Consider the following 14,984-nt stretch of genomic DNA (forward strand, 5'->3'; position numbering starts at 1 on the left):
TGGCTGACGCGAACCGGGGCTCGCAGCGTATTAAACGGTTATTGACGGGAATCAGTGACGAAGACAAGCCCGGGGCCCTAAAGTTGTTGCTACTGCGCGGCCAGCATCCGCTGGAACGCGCCGCGGGCGGCCCCCGAGTCTAGCGATTCGCGGGCTTGGGCCAGGGCTTCGGGCCAGGCCAGGCCGGGACGGGCGCAGCGCAGGGCCAGGGCGGCGTTGGCCGTCACCACGTCGCGCTGCACGGGCGTGGCCTGGCCGCTGAGGATGTTTTCAAACACGGCGGCGGCGGCGGCCACCGTGGGGCCCCCGGCCAGTTCGGCCAGGGTGGCGGCGTGCAGGCCCAGGCCGGCGGGCGTCAGCAATTGCTCGCCTTCGTAGCCGGTCACCACCTTGGCGGCGTCGGTGAGGGAGAGCTCGTCGTAGCCGTCCAGGGCGTGCACCACGGCGTAGCGAGTGCCGGTGGGCTGCAGCAAGTAGTGGTACACGCGCTGCAACTCGAGGCTGAATACGCCGAGTACCTGCGCGTTGGGCCGGGCCGGGTTCACCAGGGGCCCCAGGATGTTGAAGAACGTGCGCAGCCCCAGCTCGCGGCGCACCGGGCCGGCGTGGCGCATGGCCAGGTGGTAGGTTTGGGCGTGCAGGAAGCAGATGCCGGCCTCGTCGAGCTGCCGCCGCAACCGGCCGGGCCGGTCCTCAAAATCGACGCCGAAGTGCGCCAGCACGTTCGACGAGCCGCTGACCGACGACACGCCGAAGTTGCCGTGCTTGGCCACCTTCACCCCCGCCCCGGCCACCACGAAGCAGGCCAGCGTGGAGATGTTGAACGTGTTTTTGCCGTCGCCGCCGGTGCCCACAATGTCTACCAGCTCGTGGGTGCCCAGCTCCGGGTCGCGGCACAGCTCCAGCAGCGCCTGGCGGAAGCCGCCCAGCTCGGCCACCGTGATGGGCCGCATCCGGTACACGGCCAGGAAGGCCGCCGTCTCGGCCGGGTTGGCCCCGCCCTCGCCCAGCTGGCGCATGGCGGCGTGGGCCTCGGCTTGCGTCAGGGGCTGCTGGTCAAATAGTTTGGTGAGGATCTGTTTCACAACTGCGGATTGTAGCGTGGACTCTGCGAGTCCGCGCGTGGTAGTCATTGCTAGGTATTGTTTGGCACCGTTCAAACGCGCGGACTCGCAGAGTCCACGCTACGGCATTAGCTCAGCCAGTTTTTCAGCATGGCCGGGCCGTGCTCGGTGAGGATGCTTTCGGGGTGGAATTGCACGCCGCGCACGTCGTAGCGGCGGTGGCGCAGGGCCATTACTTCGCCGCCGGCGTCGAGGGCCGTTACCTCCAGTTCGGCGGGCACGGTTTCGGGGCGCACGGCCCACGAGTGGTAGCGGCCGACCTGAAAGCGCGGCGGCAGGCCCCGGAACAGCTTTTCGTCGGGCACGGTCACGTCGGCGGCCGTGGCCACGCCGTGCACCACGGCGGGCAGGTTGTAGAGGGCCGCGCCGAAGCTTTCGGCCAGGCCCTGGTGGCCCAGGCACACACCCAGGATGCGCTTGGTGGGCGCGTATTTCGCAATGATCTGCGGCATCAGCCCCGCCTCGGCCGGCACGCCGGGGCCCGGCGAGAGCAGCACGGCGTCGTAGGCGTCCACGGCTTCCAGGGCCAGCTTGTCGTTGCGGATAACGGTGGTGTCGGCGCCGTGGCCCAGCTCGCGCAGCAGCTGCACGAGGTTGTAGGTGAAGGAGTCGTAGTTGTCGAGAACGAGGATTTTCATGGCTTGCTAATTCACTGGTTGCAAAAGGCTACCGCACGTCGGCGGCGGCTTTCAAGGCCTGGCGCAGGGCCCCCAGCTTGTGGTGCACTTCGTTCAGCTCGGAGTTGATGTCCGACGCGGCCACCACGCCCGCGCCGGCCTGGAAGTAGAGCTGGTTGGCGTGGCTGAGGAAGGAGCGGATCATGATGGCGTGGTTGAAGCTGCCGTCGAAGCCGAGGTGGCCCAGGGCCCCGCCGTAGTAGCCGCGGGCGGTGGGCTCCAGGCCGTCGATGAGCTGCACGGCGCGGTGCTTGGGGGCCCCGGAGAGCGTGCCGGCCGGGAAGGTGTCGGCCACCACTTGCAGCGTGTCGGCGCCCGGCAGCAGCTGGGCCGTGACGTGGCTGACGAGGTGGATGACGTGCGAGTAGAACTGAATTTCGCGCAGCGTGCGCACCTGCACGTCGGTGCCGTGGCGGGCCAAGTCGTTGCGGGCCAGGTCCACGAGCATCACGTGCTCGGCGTTTTCCTTGGGGTCGGCGGCCAGGCGCTGGGCGGCGGCAGTGTCGGCGGCGTCGTCGCCGGTGCGGCGGTAGGTGCCGGCAATGGGATACAGGCTGGCCTCGGAGCCCTGCACGCGCAGCTGCGCTTCGGGCGAGGAGCCGAAGATTTTGTAGTCGCCGTAGTCGAAGTAGAACAGGTACGGCGAGGGGTTGATGGAGCGCAGGGCGCGGTACACGTTGAACTCGTCGCCGGTAAATCCTTGCTGAAAGCGCCGCGAGAGCACAATCTGGAACACGTCGCCGCGGTGGCAGTGGGCCTGCCCCTGGGCCAGCCGCGCCAGGAACTCGGCGTCGGTTTGGTTGGTACTTTCCTCCCCGCTCAGGGCAAAATCGAAGGCCGGCACGCCGGGGTTACGCACCAGATTTTCGAGGCGGTCGAGGCCATCGGCCGAAGCTTCGGCGCCGTCGGTGCTGTGCTCGAAAATGTGCAGCTCCTGGCGGAAGTGGTTGAAGGCAATAACGTAGCGGTACACGCCGTAGCGCATCGGCGGGATGTCGCCGGCCGGCACCTTGGCGGGATTCAGCGCCACGTCCTCGAAGGCCTGCACGGCCTCGTAGCCCAGGTAGCCAAACAGGCCGGTGCTGATGAACGGGAACGCGGGGGCCGCGGCGTCGGGCACAAAGCCGGCGGCGAAGGCGTGCAGCCGGGCCAGGGCTTCGCGGGGCTCGGCCAGCTGCTCGGTGGTGGCTTGGCCGTGGGGCCCGGTTTGGTGCAGCACGCCGCCGCGGCGCAGCTCGAAGGTGGCCAGCGGCTCGCACACGAGGTAGCTGAAGGCGTTTTGCTGGCCGTGGTAGTCGGCGCTTTCCAGCAGCAGGCAGTTGGCGTAGTGGTCGCGCAGGCGCAGGTACAGGCCCACGGGCGTCACAGTGTCGGCGAGCAGGCGGCGGTGGCGGGTGCGGAGCTGGTGGGGTTGGGCAGGCATTGAAAAAGGCGAAGACAAGCTGGGATTGGGCCCCGGCCGGATATGCAAAAAGCCCGGCTGGGCGGCCGGGCTTTCGTGAGAGGTAGTAAAATCAAGCACTGATTTTACCGCGCGCACTGGCTGTCCGGTCCGGAAGTACGGAGCGGCCACCACCAAGCTTGAGCGATAAATTGTGCGGTCATGGTCAAAACAGGGCCCCCAGCAATTGCTGGCGACGGGGCAAAGGTAAGCGCGGTTTTCAGATTACCAAACCCAGCGCGTAGCGCGGCCTTTGGCCACAAGCAAACAATTACCGTTCTGCTTTGCTTAACCAGCCACTCCAAGTAATTCTTACCTCCATCCAACACCGATGAAACAGTTTTTCCTCGCCGCCGGGGCCGCCCTGGCCCTGCTGGCCGCCCCCGCTTCGGCCCAGAAACTCGCCCCGATGGCCCCCATGGCCAGCTGCTGCGCCAAGCCCGTGGCCGCCACCGAAACCTTCGCTATGCTGGCTTCCAGCGAAGAGTTCGTGAACAGCCACGACACGCCGCTGCCCTACACCTACCAGGGCGCGGGCGAAACCATTGCCTTCAAAACTGCGGACGGCACCGATGGCCACGGCTTCGAAATCAAGAGCGCCACGCCCAGCAACAAGTACCTGTTCGTCATCCACGAGTACTGGGGCCTAAACGATTACATCAAGAAGGAAGCTGCGCAGTACGCCCAGGAGCTGCCCGGCGTCAACGTCATCGCCGTGGATTTGTACGACGGCAAGGTGGCCACCACCCAGGCCGAAGCCGGCCAGTACATGGCCGCCGTGAAAACAGAGCGCGCTACCGCCATCCTTAAGGGCGCGGAGGCCTACGCGGGGCCCAAGGCGGCGTTTGCCTCCATCGGCTGGTGCTTCGGCGGCGGCTGGAGCCTGCAGGAAGCCCTGCTCGGCGGCAAGCAAACGGTGGGCTGCGTGATGTACTACGGCATGCCGGAGAAGAACGTGGCGCGCCTTAAGTCACTGAATACCGACGTGTTGGGCATCTTCGCCACGCAAGACAAGTGGATCAACCCCGAGGTAGTAGCGCAGTTCCAGAAGGATATGGCCGCCGCCGGCAAGAAGCTGACCATCAAGAGCTACGACGCCGACCACGCCTTCGCCAACCCCTCGAACCCCAAGTACAAGCAGGACGACGCGGCCGACGCCCACAAGCTCGCCCTGGCGTACCTGAAAACGAAGTTTGCCAACGCCAAAGTGGCCAAGAAAGCGTAAGCAGCTTTCCCACGCTTTCACTACAGAAAAGGCCACCTGGAGTACTCCAGGTGGCCTTTTCTGTTGACGCTAGGGCCCCAGGCTTAGCGGTTATTCATGCGCTGAAAAGTGGCATCCAGTTCGGCGCGCGAGGCCAGGCGCGACTGCTCCGAAGAGCCGTAGCCCACCTCTTGCTCGCCGGCGGCGAGGCGGGCCATTACGGCGTCGGCGAAGGCGTCGAGGGGCTCGCCAAACGTGTGCAGGCCGGGACCCCCGAGGTCGGTGTTCACGGCCGGGGGCACGATTTCGAGCACCTGCACGCCTACGGCCGCCAGCTCGTGCCGCAGCGAAAGCGTGAGCGAGTGCAGCGCCGCTTTGGTGGCGCAGTACACCGGCATCATCGCCATGGGCGCGAAGGCCAGGCCCGAGGTGACGTTGATGACGGCCGCGCCGGGCTGCTGGCGCAGGTGCGGCACGAGCAGCGTGGCCAGGTGAATGGGCGCGTCGAAGTTGATGGCGATTTCTTGGCGGCGGGTTTCCCAGGCCACGGTTTCGTCGAGCAGGGACAGGCGGTTTTGGATACCAGCGTTGTTCACCAGCACGTTGAGGGCGGGAAACTCGGCGGTGGCCCAGGCGGCCAGGGCTTCGCGGTCGGCGGCATCGGCCACGTCGGCCACGCGGGTGTGCAGGCCGGGGTGCTGCCGCTGGGCCTCGGCCAGCTTGTCGGCCCGCCGGCCGCAGACGATGACGGTGCTGCCGGCGTGCAGGAAGCGGGCGGCCAGCGCCAGGCCGATGCCGGAAGCGCCGCCGGTAATCAGGACGGTGTTGTTGGAGAGGTTCATGTTGGTAGACGAGAAAGGAAATCGGGCGCTCCGCCCGGCTGGGGCCCCAACAACTGGCGCAGCGGCCGGGTTTTGGCGCCGGGGCCCTACTTTTCGGGCCCCGAATCCTTCGCCCCTCCCCCGCCCATGAACGCTCTGCTGCTGATTGACGTGCAAAATGATTTCGTGCCCGGCGGCGCACTGGCCGTGCCCGCGGGCGACGCCATCGTCGCGCAGCTCAATGAATTGCAGCCGAAATTTGACCTCGTGGTGGCGTCGCAGGACTGGCACCCGGCTGGGCACCGCAGCTTCGCCACCACCCACCCGGGCCACGCGGCCTTCACCGAAATTGAGTGGCAGGGCCGCCCCCAAATGCTGTGGCCCGACCACTGCGTGCAGGGCACGCCCGGCGCCGCCCTGCACGCCGCCCTGAACACGGACCGCGTGGAGGCCATCTTCCGCAAAGGCACCGATCCGGCCATCGATTCATACAGCGCCTTCTTCGACAACGGCCACCTAAAAACTACCGGCCTGGGGGCCTACCTGCGCGGCCGCGGCATCACGCGGGTGTACGTGGCCGGCCTGGCCGCCGATTACTGCGTGTACTTCACCGCCAAAGACGCGCTGGCCGAGGGCTTCGAAGCCGTGGTGCTGGAAGACGCCACCCGCGCCATTTCGGACGCCGGCTGGCAGGCCGCCAAGCAGGATTTGCTGGCCCTGGGGGCCCTGGTGCAAACCAGCCACGCCGGCTTGCGCGAGCCGTAGCGCACAACACCAACAACGCCAAAAGGCCGCCATGCTTCGCTACGCGCTGCATGACGGCCTTTTCAGCCGTTACTGTTGATGAGAACCTACGGGGTGATGGTGACGATGCTACCGTCGGGGTTGCGCTTGAGCTCGGTCACTTTCACGTTGCGGAGCCAGGTTTTGCCGCTCAGCTGGGTGTCGTGGTAGAAGATGTACCACTTGCCCTTGAACTCGACGATGGAGTGGTGCGTCGTCCAGCCTTCCACGGGCTTCATAATCACGCCTTTGTAGGTGAAGGGGCCGTAGGGCGAGGTGCCCACGGCGTACACCAGCAAGTGCGTGTCGCCGGTCGAGTACGAGAAGTAGTACTTGCCCTGGTACTTGTGCAGCCAGCCGCCCTCGAAGAAGCGGTGGGTGTTGTCCTTGGCCAGCAGGGGCTTGCCGAGCGAATCGAGGATGGTGATTTCCTTCACCGGGCCGGCGAAGTGCTTCATGTCAGGGCTGAGCAGGGCCACCCGGGCCCCCACGGCGGGCTCGTTGCCGTCGGGCTTTTTCTCGGGCGCGGCGGCGTTGTACTTGCCGGTGGCCCAGCGCTGGAGCTGCCCGCCCCACAGGCCCCCGAAGTACATGTAGGCCTTGCCGTCGGCGTCGGCAAACACGGCGGGGTCGATGCTGAAGCTGCCGGCGATGGGCGCGGCCTCGGCCTTAAACGGGCCGGTGGGCGACGGGCTGGTGGCCACGCCGATGCGGAACACGTCCTGCTTGTCCTTCAGCGGGAAGTACAAGTAATAGGTGCCGTTTTTGAATGCCACGTCGGGGGCCCAAAGCTGGCGGCCGGCCCACGGAATGTCCTTGGTGTCGAGGGCCACGCCATTATCGGTCACCTTGCCGCCGATGCTGTCCATTGACAGGATGTGGTAGTCGCGCATGGCGAAGTGGTCGCCCTTGTCATTCTCCGGAATGCCCGCCTCAATGTCGTGCGAGGGGTAGATGTAGATTTTGCCGTTGAAGACGTGCGCCGACGGGTCGGCGGTATAGATGTCGCGCACCAACGGCTGGGCCAGGTATTTTTTGCCGGTCGAGTCGGCCTTGGCGCCGGACGCGGCGGCGTCGGTGGCGGCAGCCTTCTGTTCGGCGGGTTGGCCTTGGCAGGCGGCGAGCAGGGCGGGCACCGCCAGCAGCAAGGCCGGGCGGCGGGAGAAGAAAGTACGGAGCATTTTTACGGAGTAAATCGTTGTTTGCGCAAGGTACACGCCCATTTTTAGCGCTGCCTATCGGTCTCGTTAACGATAGTTTCGCCTGGTTTGCTGTGCCTTGCCGGCGCGGCGGCCCTGCTTCTGATCCCATGAAAATTGAACCCCGCAGCGCCGCGCCCGGCTGGCAAAACACGCTCTACCGCGTTATTTTCGAAACGGACACCCGCGCGGGCCGCGTGTTCGACATAATCCTGTTCTTCGCCATCATCCTCAGCGTGTTGGCGGTGATGCTCGACAGCGTGCAGGCCGTGCACGCGCAGCACGGCCCCGCGCTGCTGGCCGTGGAGTGGGGCTTTACGGTGCTGTTCATTGCCGAGTACCTGGCCCGGCTGCTGGTGGTGCGCCAGCCGCTGGCCTACGCGTTCAGCCTACTGGGCGTCATCGACTTTCTGGCCATTGTGCCCACGCTGGCGGCGCTGGCGCTGGCGGGCAGCCGCTACCTGCTGGTCATCCGCACGCTGCGGCTGCTGCGGGTGTTCCGCATTTTCAAGCTGGGGCAGTTCGTGGGCGAAGGCGAGTTCATCGTGACGGCGCTGCGGGCCAGCCGCTTCAAAATCTTCGTCTTCCTGACGGCCGTATTCACACTGGCCATCGTGGTGGGCACGCTGATGTACGTGGTGGAAGGCGGCGCCAACGGCTTCACCAGCATCCCCAAAAGCGTGTACTGGGCTATTGTGACGGTGACGACGGTGGGCTACGGCGACATTTCGCCCCGCACCGTGCCCGGCCAGACGCTGGCCTCGCTGCTCATGATTTTGGGCTACGCCATCATCGCCGTGCCCACGGGCATCGTATCGGCCCAAATGGCCACGCCCGCCGCGCCGGGGGCTGCGCCGGGGTCCCTGCCCTACAAGCAGGCCGCCTGCCCGCAGTGCCAGGCCACCGGCCACCGGCCCGACGCTGCCTTTTGCTGGCGCTGCGGCCACGGCGTGTAGCGCCGGGGCCCTACGCCGCCGGGGCCCCCGCCGCCCGCGCCACCACCGCAAACAGCGGGTCGCCGGCGCGGGGGCTGCGGTCGAGCAATTCTATGTGTTCCCAGCCGCCAGCGGCCAGCAAAAAGCGCCGCACCAGGGCCAGGTGGCCGCGGTCGTCGAGGGCGTGCCAGGCGGCAATGGCCTTGCTCGGGAAGCAGCGGTTGGAGAACGTGACGACCAGCGGGGCCCCGGGCCGCAGCACGCGGGCCAGCTCGCGCAGCACCGCCACGGGCTGGGTGAGGTAGTCGATGGACACGCAGATGGCGGCGCCATCGAACTCATTATCCGCAAATTCGAGCGCGGGCGTTTGGTTGAGGTCCTGCACCACGCGCTCGGTGAGGCGGGGGTTGGCGCGCAGCTCGGCGGCGTTCATGCCCAGGCCCGCCACGCGGCGGTAGGGCACGTCGGCGGGCAGGTGGCTCACCCAACTGCTCATGAGGTCGAGCAGGGCCCCGCCGGCCGAAAAGTACTCGCGGTAGAGCTGCGTGACGGCAGCAATGGCCCCGGCGTCGATGTGCGTCACGAAGCGCGGGGCCTGGTAAAACTGCGCGTCGGGGGCTTCGTCTTGGCGGCGGAAAGCTTCGGGCGGAATGGCGTGAGCGTCGTCGGGGGTCATAGAAAGGGGCAGTGGCTGCGGGCTAAACGGGCCCGGGGCCCCCGGGGGTTGCGCCGGCCGCCTACTTTTGCGCCGTGCTGCCCGCCCCTACCCTTCGCCCCGCCACCGCCGCCGACGTGCCCGCGCTGGCCGCCCTCGTCAACGACGCCTACCGGGGCGCGGCCTCCCGCAAAGCCTGGACCACCGAGGCCGACCTGCTCGACGGGCCCCGCATCGACGAGGCCGCGCTGCACGACATGCTGGGGGCCCCGGGCGGCGGGTTTCTGCTGGCCGAGGGGCCCGGCGGGCAGCTGGTGGGCGGCGTGTACCTGCAGGCGCAGGGCCCCCGCCTGTACCTGGGCACGCTGGCCGTGGCCCCCGCCGCGCAGGCGCACGGCCTGGGCCGCCGCCTGCTCGAAGCCGCCGAAGCCCAGGCCCGGCAGCAAGGCTGCACGCACTTGAAAATCACCGTCGTAGCGGCCCGCTCCGAGCTGCTGGCCTGGTACGAGCGCCGCGGCTACGTACGCACCGGCGCCACCGAGCCGTTCCCCGACACCACGCGCTTCGGCCGGCCCCGCCAGCCGCTGGTGCTGGTGGCATTGGAAAAAGCAGTGTAGCCCGCTGGGGCCCCGGGGCCCTACACCACGCCCCCGCCGCGGGCGGCCTTCACGGCGTAGTCCACGGCGCGGGCCGTGAGGGCCATGTAGGTAAGCGAGGGGTTTTGAGTGGAGGTCGAGGTCATGCAGGCGCCGTCGGTCACGAACACGTTGGGGCAGGCGTGCAGCTGGTTCCACTCGTTGAGGAGCGACGTTTTGGGGTCGCGGCCCATGCGCACGCCGCCCATCTCATGGATATCAAGGCCCGGGGCCTGGCCCGAATCCTCGGTTTTGATGTTCGTGAAGCCCGCCTGGGTGAACATTTCGCTGAGCTGGTCGAAGTAGTCCTGCTTCATTTTGGCGTCGTTGTCGTCGTAGGCCACCGAAATGTTGAGCAGCGGCATGCCCCACTCGTCCTTGCGGGCCCCATCGAGGCGCACGTGGTTGGTTTCCTTGGGGATGGTTTCGCCCATCATGTGCGAGCCCACGGTCCAGGGCCCAAAATTCGGGTGCAAAATACTATCCTTGAACCCGTTGCCGATGGCGTGCTCGGTGTGGTCGAGGCCGCGGTGGGCCCCCAGGCCGGCGGCGTAGCCGCGCAGGAAGTTGGTTTCCTGCTTGAACACGTTGCGGAAGCGCGGGATGTAGCCGCCGCCGGCCGGGTTGCGCCCGTCGGTGGTCAGGTCCTTGGCGCCGGCGTACTCGCCCGTTATGTGGGCGCTGTAGTTGTGGAAGGCCACGTACTTGCCCAGCACCCCGCTGTCGTTGCCCAGGCCCTGCGGGAAGCGGTGCGAGGTCGAGTTAAGCAGCAACAAGTTGGTGTTCAGGGCCCCAGCGTTCACGAACACGATGCGGGCGTAGTACTCGGTGGTGGCCTTGGTGTGGGTGTCCACCACCCGCACGCCGGTGGCGCGCTGCTTCTGCTCGTCGTACAGAATGGCCTGCACCACCTGGTTGGGCTTGAGCGTGAGCAGGCCCGACTTCTGGGCCCAGGGCAGCGTGCTGGAGTTGCTGCTGAAGTAGCCGCCGAACGGGCAGCCGCGCTGGCACAGCACCCGGTTTTGGCACTGCGCCCGGCCCTGCTCGTAGTGCACAGGGTTGGGCTTGGACAGGTGCGCGCAGCGGGCGCTGATGACGTGGCGGCTGGGGAATTTTTGCTTGACCTGCTGGCGGAAATAATCCTCCACCGCGTTCAGCGGGAAGGCCGGCAGGAACTCGCCGTCGGGCAGCTCGGCCAAGCCGTCGGCGTGCCCGCTGATGCCGGCAAACTTCTCCACGTAGCTGTACCACGGGGCCACGTCCTTGTAGCGAATGGGCCAGTCCACGGCGAAGCCGTCGCGCGCGGGGCCCTCAAAATCGAAGTTGCTCCATCGCTGGGTTTGCCGGGCCCACATCAGTGACTTGCCGCCCACTTGGTAGCCCCGGATCCAGTCGAACGGCTTTTCCTGCACGTAGGGGTGCTCGGTGTCCTTCACAAAGAAGTGCATGGCGTCTTCGCGGAAAGCGTAGCACCGGCTGATGACCGGGTTGGCCTCCTTCACGTCGGCGGGCACGGCCCCGCGGTGCGAAAATTCCCAGGGCATCATGTTGGTGGTGGGGTAGTCTTTGAGGTGCTGCACGTCGCGGCCGCGTTCCAGCACCAGCGTCTTCAAGCCCTTGCCGGTCAGCTCCTTGGCCGCCCAGCCGCCGGCGATACCCGAGCCAATAACGATGGCGTCGTAGGTCTGCGCCTTCACGCTGTCGATGTTAAGATTGGCCATGGCGGGGTTTGGACAGGTTGATGTCTTTGATGGGGAAGTAGCCGTTGTAGCGGCTCGGCACGAGCTCGTACACAATCTGTTGGGTCAAAAAATACTTACTGCCGGTGTAGCCCGACACCGTCAGCCGCTTGGCCGTTTTGTAAAAGCTCACCAGGTCATCGGGGAAGCCTTTGCCCTGCTCGATGCCTTGCAGCAGCGCCAGCCGCTGGGCCGGGCTGCACCCTAAAAACGGCTGCGCGTGGCGCTGCCGGGCCGCCTCGTCGAGCTGGCCCAGACCGGCCTCAAACGCCCGCTGCTCGGCCGGGCCGGCGCAGTCGTCCAGCATCCGCAGCGCGTACAGGTGCACGCCCAGGTCCTTGGCGCCGGGCGTGTCGGTTTTGGGCAAGATGGTTTCGCAGACCTCGGCCAGCGTTTTTTCCTGGCGGGCGTTCACGCCCAGGTGCCGCAGCGGCACGGAGGCCGGCAGCTCGGCCGGGGGGTGCGAGCAGGCGGGCAGCAGCGCCGCGGCGCCGGCCACGAGGGCAAAGTTTTTAAGGGCGGTGCGCCGGTTCATAGCAAAGGCGTTGGCGGTGGGAAGCCCAGCAAATTATGAATTTCCCACCATTTGCCCGTCCGCGCGGGCGGTGCCCGTCCATTTTGTATCAATAAATGAGCGTTTCCTAGCACTCGGGCCGGGGCCCCGAGGCCGGGCCGGCCACCAAAAAAGGGCACCCCGCGGGGTGCCCTTTTTGTAATGTTCGGTAGGGGTACGCGGGGGCCCTCAGCCGCCCTTGGGCATGCCGCCGGTCACTTCCAACAGGCTGCCGGTGGAGTAGCTGCCGTCTTGCGAGGCAAAGTACACGTAGGCGGGCGCCAGTTCTTCGGGCTGGCCGGGGCGGCCGAGCATGGTTTCGTCGCCAAACTTTTTCAGGTCTTCCTTCAGCATGGTGCCGGGGATGAGCGGCGTCCAGATGGGCCCCGGGAGCACGGCGTTCACCCGGATTTTCTTCTCGCCCAGGTACGCGGCCAGGCTCTTGGTGAAGGTGTGGATGGCGCCCTTGGTGGAGGCGTAATCGACTTGGTGCTGGTTGCCCACCAGGCCGGCAATGCTGCCGGTGTTGATGATGGAGTCGCCTTCCGTCAGGAACGGAATGGCAGCCTGGGCCATGAAAATATAGCCCTTGATATTGGTGTCGAACGTGCGGTGGATGTTCTCCTCCGGGATGGTTTCGAAGTGTTCGTAACCCTGCTGGTAGGCGGCGTTGTTCACCAAAATGTTGAAGCCGCCCAACTCGGCGTGGGTGCGGCGCACGGCCTCGCGGCACTCGGCGGCCGAGCGCACGTCGGCTTGGATGGCCAGGAACTTGCGGCCCTGCGCTTCCACGGCCTTGCCCACTACGGCGGCGTCGTCGGCGTTCGTTTGGTACACCACGGCCACGTCGGCGCCTTCCATGGCAAAGGCTAGCGCCACGGCCCGGCCAATGCCCGAGTCGCCGCCCGTGACCAGGACCACCTTGCCGGTGAGTTTGCCAGCGGGCTTATAATTAGATAAATCCCAGTCGGGCTTCTCGTCCATGTCCCCCTCGCTGGTGGGGTACGCCATGGGCTGGGGATTGATTTCGCTGTTGGTGGGCCGTGGTTCGTTTTGCTCGGTGCTCATCGGTTATGTTGCTTGGTAGATGAATAAATTCTACGCGCCGGGGCCCCCAGCGGCCAGCAAAAGCCAAAAAAACATTGTTATTTTTCTGCTTCCGCCTTTGCCCGCGGGGCCCTACATGGCTACCCAAACAACTTGCAGTAAGGGCCCCGAAGTACATTAATGCTCAGCTAGCGCACACGGCTGTCTTTGCCCGCCAGGGCTTGCCGCAGGCCGTACACAGCGCAGATGAACGAGGAGTGCACGAAGGTTTGCGGGAAGTTGCCGAGCATCTGCTCGCCGCTGTCCACGCCGGCTTCCTCGGCAAAGAAGCCCAGGTCGTTCTGGTAGCGCAGCACCGCCTCGATGATGGCGCGGGCCTTGTCCACGTTGCCGGCCACGGCGTAGTAGTGCGCTACCCAGCAAGTGCCTGCTAGGAAGGCGCCTTCCTTGTGCGCGTCGAACTCCTCAAGCCGGCGCCAGTACAGGTTGTCGCGGCCCCAGTGCTGCTCAATTTCGGCCACGGTGGCCAGCATTTCCGGGCTGTCGGGCGCGCAGTAGGTCCACAGCGTGTACTGCACGGCCGTCAGGTCCACGTCCTGCGAACCGGGGTACACGGCGTAGGCGCCCGTGGCGGTGAGGCAGTGCTGCTGCACAAACGTGCGGATGTCCACCGCGGCCGCCCGCCAGCGCGCCGCCGTGGGCTCGTCGGCGTACTCGGCCACGAACTCTAGGCCCCGGGCCGCCAGCACCTTCGACGACGTGTAGGCCTTGGTGGCGTCCTCTTCCCAGATGCCGTTGTCGTCGCGCTGCCAGTTGTCGGCCAGGAAATCGGCCACCTGCGCCACCATCGGCCACTGCTGCCGCTCGCCAAACCGGTCGTAGATGAGTTTGGCAGCCAGCAGCACGTTGGCGTGGGCGTCGAGCTGGAGCTGGCCGGTGGCGCCGTTACCGACTTGCACCGGCCGGCTGCTCTGGTAGCCGGCCAGGTCTAACTCGCGCACCCCTTCCACCACCGTTTTGTCGACGGCGTAGAACGGGGTGAAGTACTGCTGCTGGTTTTCGTGCAGGGCTTCCGCGGCGAATGCCAGGAAGCTTTTCTCGGGCCGCCCCACGTCGTCCAGCTGCACCAACGCGCTGACGATCAGGCCCACGTCGCGCATCCACACGTAGCGGTAGTCGTAGTTGCGCGCGCCGCCCGGCACTTCGGGCAGTGAGGTGGTGGGCGCCGCGATGATGCCGCCGGTGGGCGCGTAAGTGAGCTGCTGCACCGCCCGCACCGAGTCCAGCACCTGCCGCTCGTAGGGGCCCTCGTAGTGCAGCAGGTCGGCCACTGCGCGCCAGGCGTGCAGGGTTTGGGCGCGCACGGCCCCCACGCGCGCCGCCGTGAGGCCCGCCGCCGCGGCTTCCGAATCGGCCAGCACGGCCCAGCCCGTTTCGCCGGCGGGCACCGTGAACTCAAGGGTATCGCCGACCTGGCGCACGGGGTGCGAAGCCCGCAGCCACAGCCCCAGCGCCGGGAAGCTCGCCGCGGTGGCGCCCGCCGGGGCCCCAGCGGGCGCCGCTTGCAGGCCGTAGTCGGGTCGCAGCCGCAGGGCTACAATTACCGGAGCCGGCGCGGCCGAAAACTCGCGGCACAACCCGGTGAAATCGGCCTCCAATGGCATCCAGTCGGTGACGCTGAACGGCTGGCCGTCCACCGTGAATTCGGTGGTGAGCACGCTGCTGCGCTCGGCGTAGGCACGGCGCACAAACTGCTGCCCGGGCCCGCGCACGGACCAGTAGCCGCCTTGCTCGGCATCGAGCAGCAACGAAAAAACGGCGCTGCTGTCGAAGCGCTGCGGGCAGTACCAGCACAGCGTGCCCGCCTGGTCGAGCAGGGCGCACGTGCGGCGGTCGCTGACGACGGCCAGCGAATGAATGGACGGTTGGGCTATCATTACGGACGTTGGGTGGGCCGGGGCCCCACGCCAGCCAGCGCGGGGCCCCTTGCCCCCAGAATACGCAGCGCCTACTGCAACGTCTGGGCTAGCGACAATTTTTGCGCACGCCCGCCGGATACGGCCGGCCGGCGCCGAGGCCCCGAGCCGGAAACGCAAGCGCCTCGAAAAGCCCAACCCCACGGGCTTCGGCGCGCCGGGAAATACTTGGCGTACTGGCCGTGCGCGCCGGCA

14 protein-coding genes are annotated in these 14,984 nt (G+C 66.8%); 4 read left to right on the forward strand and 10 right to left on the reverse strand.

Annotated features, from left to right (window positions below):
- Positions 1-89: 89 nt before the first annotated feature.
- The 3 genes from trpD to EAH73_RS20275 form a co-directional block, all read right to left on the reverse strand.
- Positions 90-1,085, reverse strand: coding sequence for an anthranilate phosphoribosyltransferase (gene trpD / locus EAH73_RS20265; RefSeq protein WP_140469260.1), 996 nt, complete (start codon positions 1,083-1,085; stop codon positions 90-92).
- 107 nt (positions 1,086-1,192) lie between these two features.
- On the reverse strand, positions 1,193-1,762 hold the full coding sequence (locus EAH73_RS20270) for an anthranilate synthase component II (protein WP_140469261.1): 570 nt from the start codon (positions 1,760-1,762) through the stop codon (positions 1,193-1,195).
- 28 nt (positions 1,763-1,790) lie between these two features.
- Positions 1,791-3,224 (reverse strand): anthranilate synthase component I family protein, encoded by a 1,434-nt coding sequence (locus EAH73_RS20275; protein ID WP_140469262.1) that lies wholly within the window; start codon positions 3,222-3,224, stop codon positions 1,791-1,793.
- A 349-nt stretch (positions 3,225-3,573) separates the two neighbouring features.
- Here EAH73_RS20275 and EAH73_RS20280 point away from each other — a divergent pair, with 349 nt between their 5' ends.
- Positions 3,574-4,467 carry a dienelactone hydrolase family protein gene (locus EAH73_RS20280; protein WP_240047352.1) on the forward strand — a complete coding sequence of 298 codons (894 nt, stop codon included), beginning with the start codon at positions 3,574-3,576 and terminating at the stop codon, positions 4,465-4,467.
- An 83-nt stretch (positions 4,468-4,550) separates the two neighbouring features.
- Here EAH73_RS20280 and EAH73_RS20285 read toward each other — a convergent pair whose 3' ends face one another.
- On the reverse strand, positions 4,551-5,288 hold the full coding sequence (locus EAH73_RS20285) for an SDR family oxidoreductase (RefSeq protein ID WP_140469263.1): 738 nt from the start codon (positions 5,286-5,288) through the stop codon (positions 4,551-4,553).
- Between the two features lie 126 nt (positions 5,289-5,414).
- Between EAH73_RS20285 and pncA the strand changes: the two genes are divergently transcribed.
- On the forward strand, positions 5,415-6,032 hold the full coding sequence (gene pncA, locus EAH73_RS20290) for a bifunctional nicotinamidase/pyrazinamidase (RefSeq protein WP_140469264.1): 618 nt from the start codon (positions 5,415-5,417) through the stop codon (positions 6,030-6,032).
- Positions 6,033-6,118: 86 nt separating this feature from the next.
- Here the strand turns inward: pncA and EAH73_RS20295 are convergent, their stop codons facing one another.
- Positions 6,119-7,231 (reverse strand): glycoside hydrolase family 43 protein, encoded by a 1,113-nt coding sequence (locus EAH73_RS20295; RefSeq protein ID WP_140469265.1) that lies wholly within the window; start codon positions 7,229-7,231, stop codon positions 6,119-6,121.
- Positions 7,232-7,359: 128 nt separating this feature from the next.
- On the opposite strand from EAH73_RS20295, the gene EAH73_RS20300 reads away from it, so the two are divergent.
- The gene (locus EAH73_RS20300) at positions 7,360-8,205 is read left to right on the forward strand and encodes an ion transporter (protein WP_140469266.1); all 846 of its coding nucleotides are present in this window, start codon (positions 7,360-7,362) and stop codon (positions 8,203-8,205) included.
- Positions 8,206-8,215: 10 nt separating this feature from the next.
- Here EAH73_RS20300 and EAH73_RS20305 read toward each other — a convergent pair whose 3' ends face one another.
- Positions 8,216-8,860, reverse strand: coding sequence for a class I SAM-dependent methyltransferase (locus tag EAH73_RS20305; protein ID WP_140469267.1), 645 nt, complete (start codon positions 8,858-8,860; stop codon positions 8,216-8,218).
- Positions 8,861-8,934: 74 nt separating this feature from the next.
- Between EAH73_RS20305 and EAH73_RS20310 the strand changes: the two genes are divergently transcribed.
- Positions 8,935-9,456, forward strand: coding sequence for a GNAT family N-acetyltransferase (locus EAH73_RS20310; RefSeq protein WP_317129400.1), 522 nt, complete (start codon positions 8,935-8,937; stop codon positions 9,454-9,456).
- Between the two features lie 20 nt (positions 9,457-9,476).
- Here the strand turns inward: EAH73_RS20310 and EAH73_RS20315 are convergent, their stop codons facing one another.
- The 4 genes from EAH73_RS20315 to EAH73_RS20330 all read right to left on the reverse strand — a co-directional run bounded on the left by EAH73_RS20315 (position 9,477) and on the right by EAH73_RS20330 (position 14,750).
- The gene (locus EAH73_RS20315) at positions 9,477-11,195 is read right to left on the reverse strand and encodes a GMC oxidoreductase (protein ID WP_140469268.1); all 1,719 of its coding nucleotides are present in this window, start codon (positions 11,193-11,195) and stop codon (positions 9,477-9,479) included.
- The gene (locus EAH73_RS20320) at positions 11,182-11,748 is read right to left on the reverse strand and encodes a gluconate 2-dehydrogenase subunit 3 family protein (protein ID WP_140469269.1); all 567 of its coding nucleotides are present in this window, start codon (positions 11,746-11,748) and stop codon (positions 11,182-11,184) included. Before EAH73_RS20320 ends, EAH73_RS20315 begins: the two co-directional genes overlap by 14 nt.
- A 207-nt stretch (positions 11,749-11,955) precedes the next feature.
- A complete protein-coding gene (locus tag EAH73_RS20325; RefSeq protein ID WP_140469270.1) occupies positions 11,956-12,834 on the reverse strand; it encodes an SDR family oxidoreductase in 879 nt (292 codons plus the stop codon).
- Positions 12,835-13,001: 167 nt separating this feature from the next.
- On the reverse strand, positions 13,002-14,750 hold the full coding sequence (locus EAH73_RS20330; RefSeq protein ID WP_140469271.1) for a glycoside hydrolase family 15 protein: 1,749 nt from the start codon (positions 14,748-14,750) through the stop codon (positions 13,002-13,004).
- Between the last annotated feature and the right edge of the window lie 234 nt (positions 14,751-14,984).

Origin of the sequence: Hymenobacter nivis (assembly GCF_006439025.1) — a bacterium.
Lineage (GTDB): Bacteria > Bacteroidota > Bacteroidia > Cytophagales > Hymenobacteraceae > Hymenobacter > Hymenobacter nivis_A.

Coding starts and splice junctions, on each gene's coding strand:
- EAH73_RS20270 (WP_140469261.1), bottom strand. CDS start 1,762: ATGAAAATCCTCGTTCTCGACAACTACGACTCCTTCACCTACAACCTC.
- EAH73_RS20275 (WP_140469262.1), bottom strand. CDS start 3,224: ATGCCTGCCCAACCCCACCAGCTCCGCACCCGCCACCGCCGCCTGCTC.
- EAH73_RS20280 (WP_240047352.1), top strand. CDS start 3,574: ATGAAACAGTTTTTCCTCGCCGCCGGGGCCGCCCTGGCCCTGCTGGCC.
- EAH73_RS20285 (WP_140469263.1), bottom strand. CDS start 5,288: ATGAACCTCTCCAACAACACCGTCCTGATTACCGGCGGCGCTTCCGGC.
- pncA (WP_140469264.1), top strand. CDS start 5,415: ATGAACGCTCTGCTGCTGATTGACGTGCAAAATGATTTCGTGCCCGGC.
- EAH73_RS20295 (WP_140469265.1), bottom strand. CDS start 7,231: ATGCTCCGTACTTTCTTCTCCCGCCGCCCGGCCTTGCTGCTGGCGGTG.
- EAH73_RS20300 (WP_140469266.1), top strand. CDS start 7,360: ATGAAAATTGAACCCCGCAGCGCCGCGCCCGGCTGGCAAAACACGCTC.
- EAH73_RS20305 (WP_140469267.1), bottom strand. CDS start 8,860: ATGACCCCCGACGACGCTCACGCCATTCCGCCCGAAGCTTTCCGCCGC.
- EAH73_RS20315 (WP_140469268.1), bottom strand. CDS start 11,195: ATGGCCAATCTTAACATCGACAGCGTGAAGGCGCAGACCTACGACGCC.
- EAH73_RS20320 (WP_140469269.1), bottom strand. CDS start 11,748: ATGAACCGGCGCACCGCCCTTAAAAACTTTGCCCTCGTGGCCGGCGCC.
- EAH73_RS20325 (WP_140469270.1), bottom strand. CDS start 12,834: ATGAGCACCGAGCAAAACGAACCACGGCCCACCAACAGCGAAATCAAT.
- EAH73_RS20330 (WP_140469271.1), bottom strand. CDS start 14,750: ATGATAGCCCAACCGTCCATTCATTCGCTGGCCGTCGTCAGCGACCGC.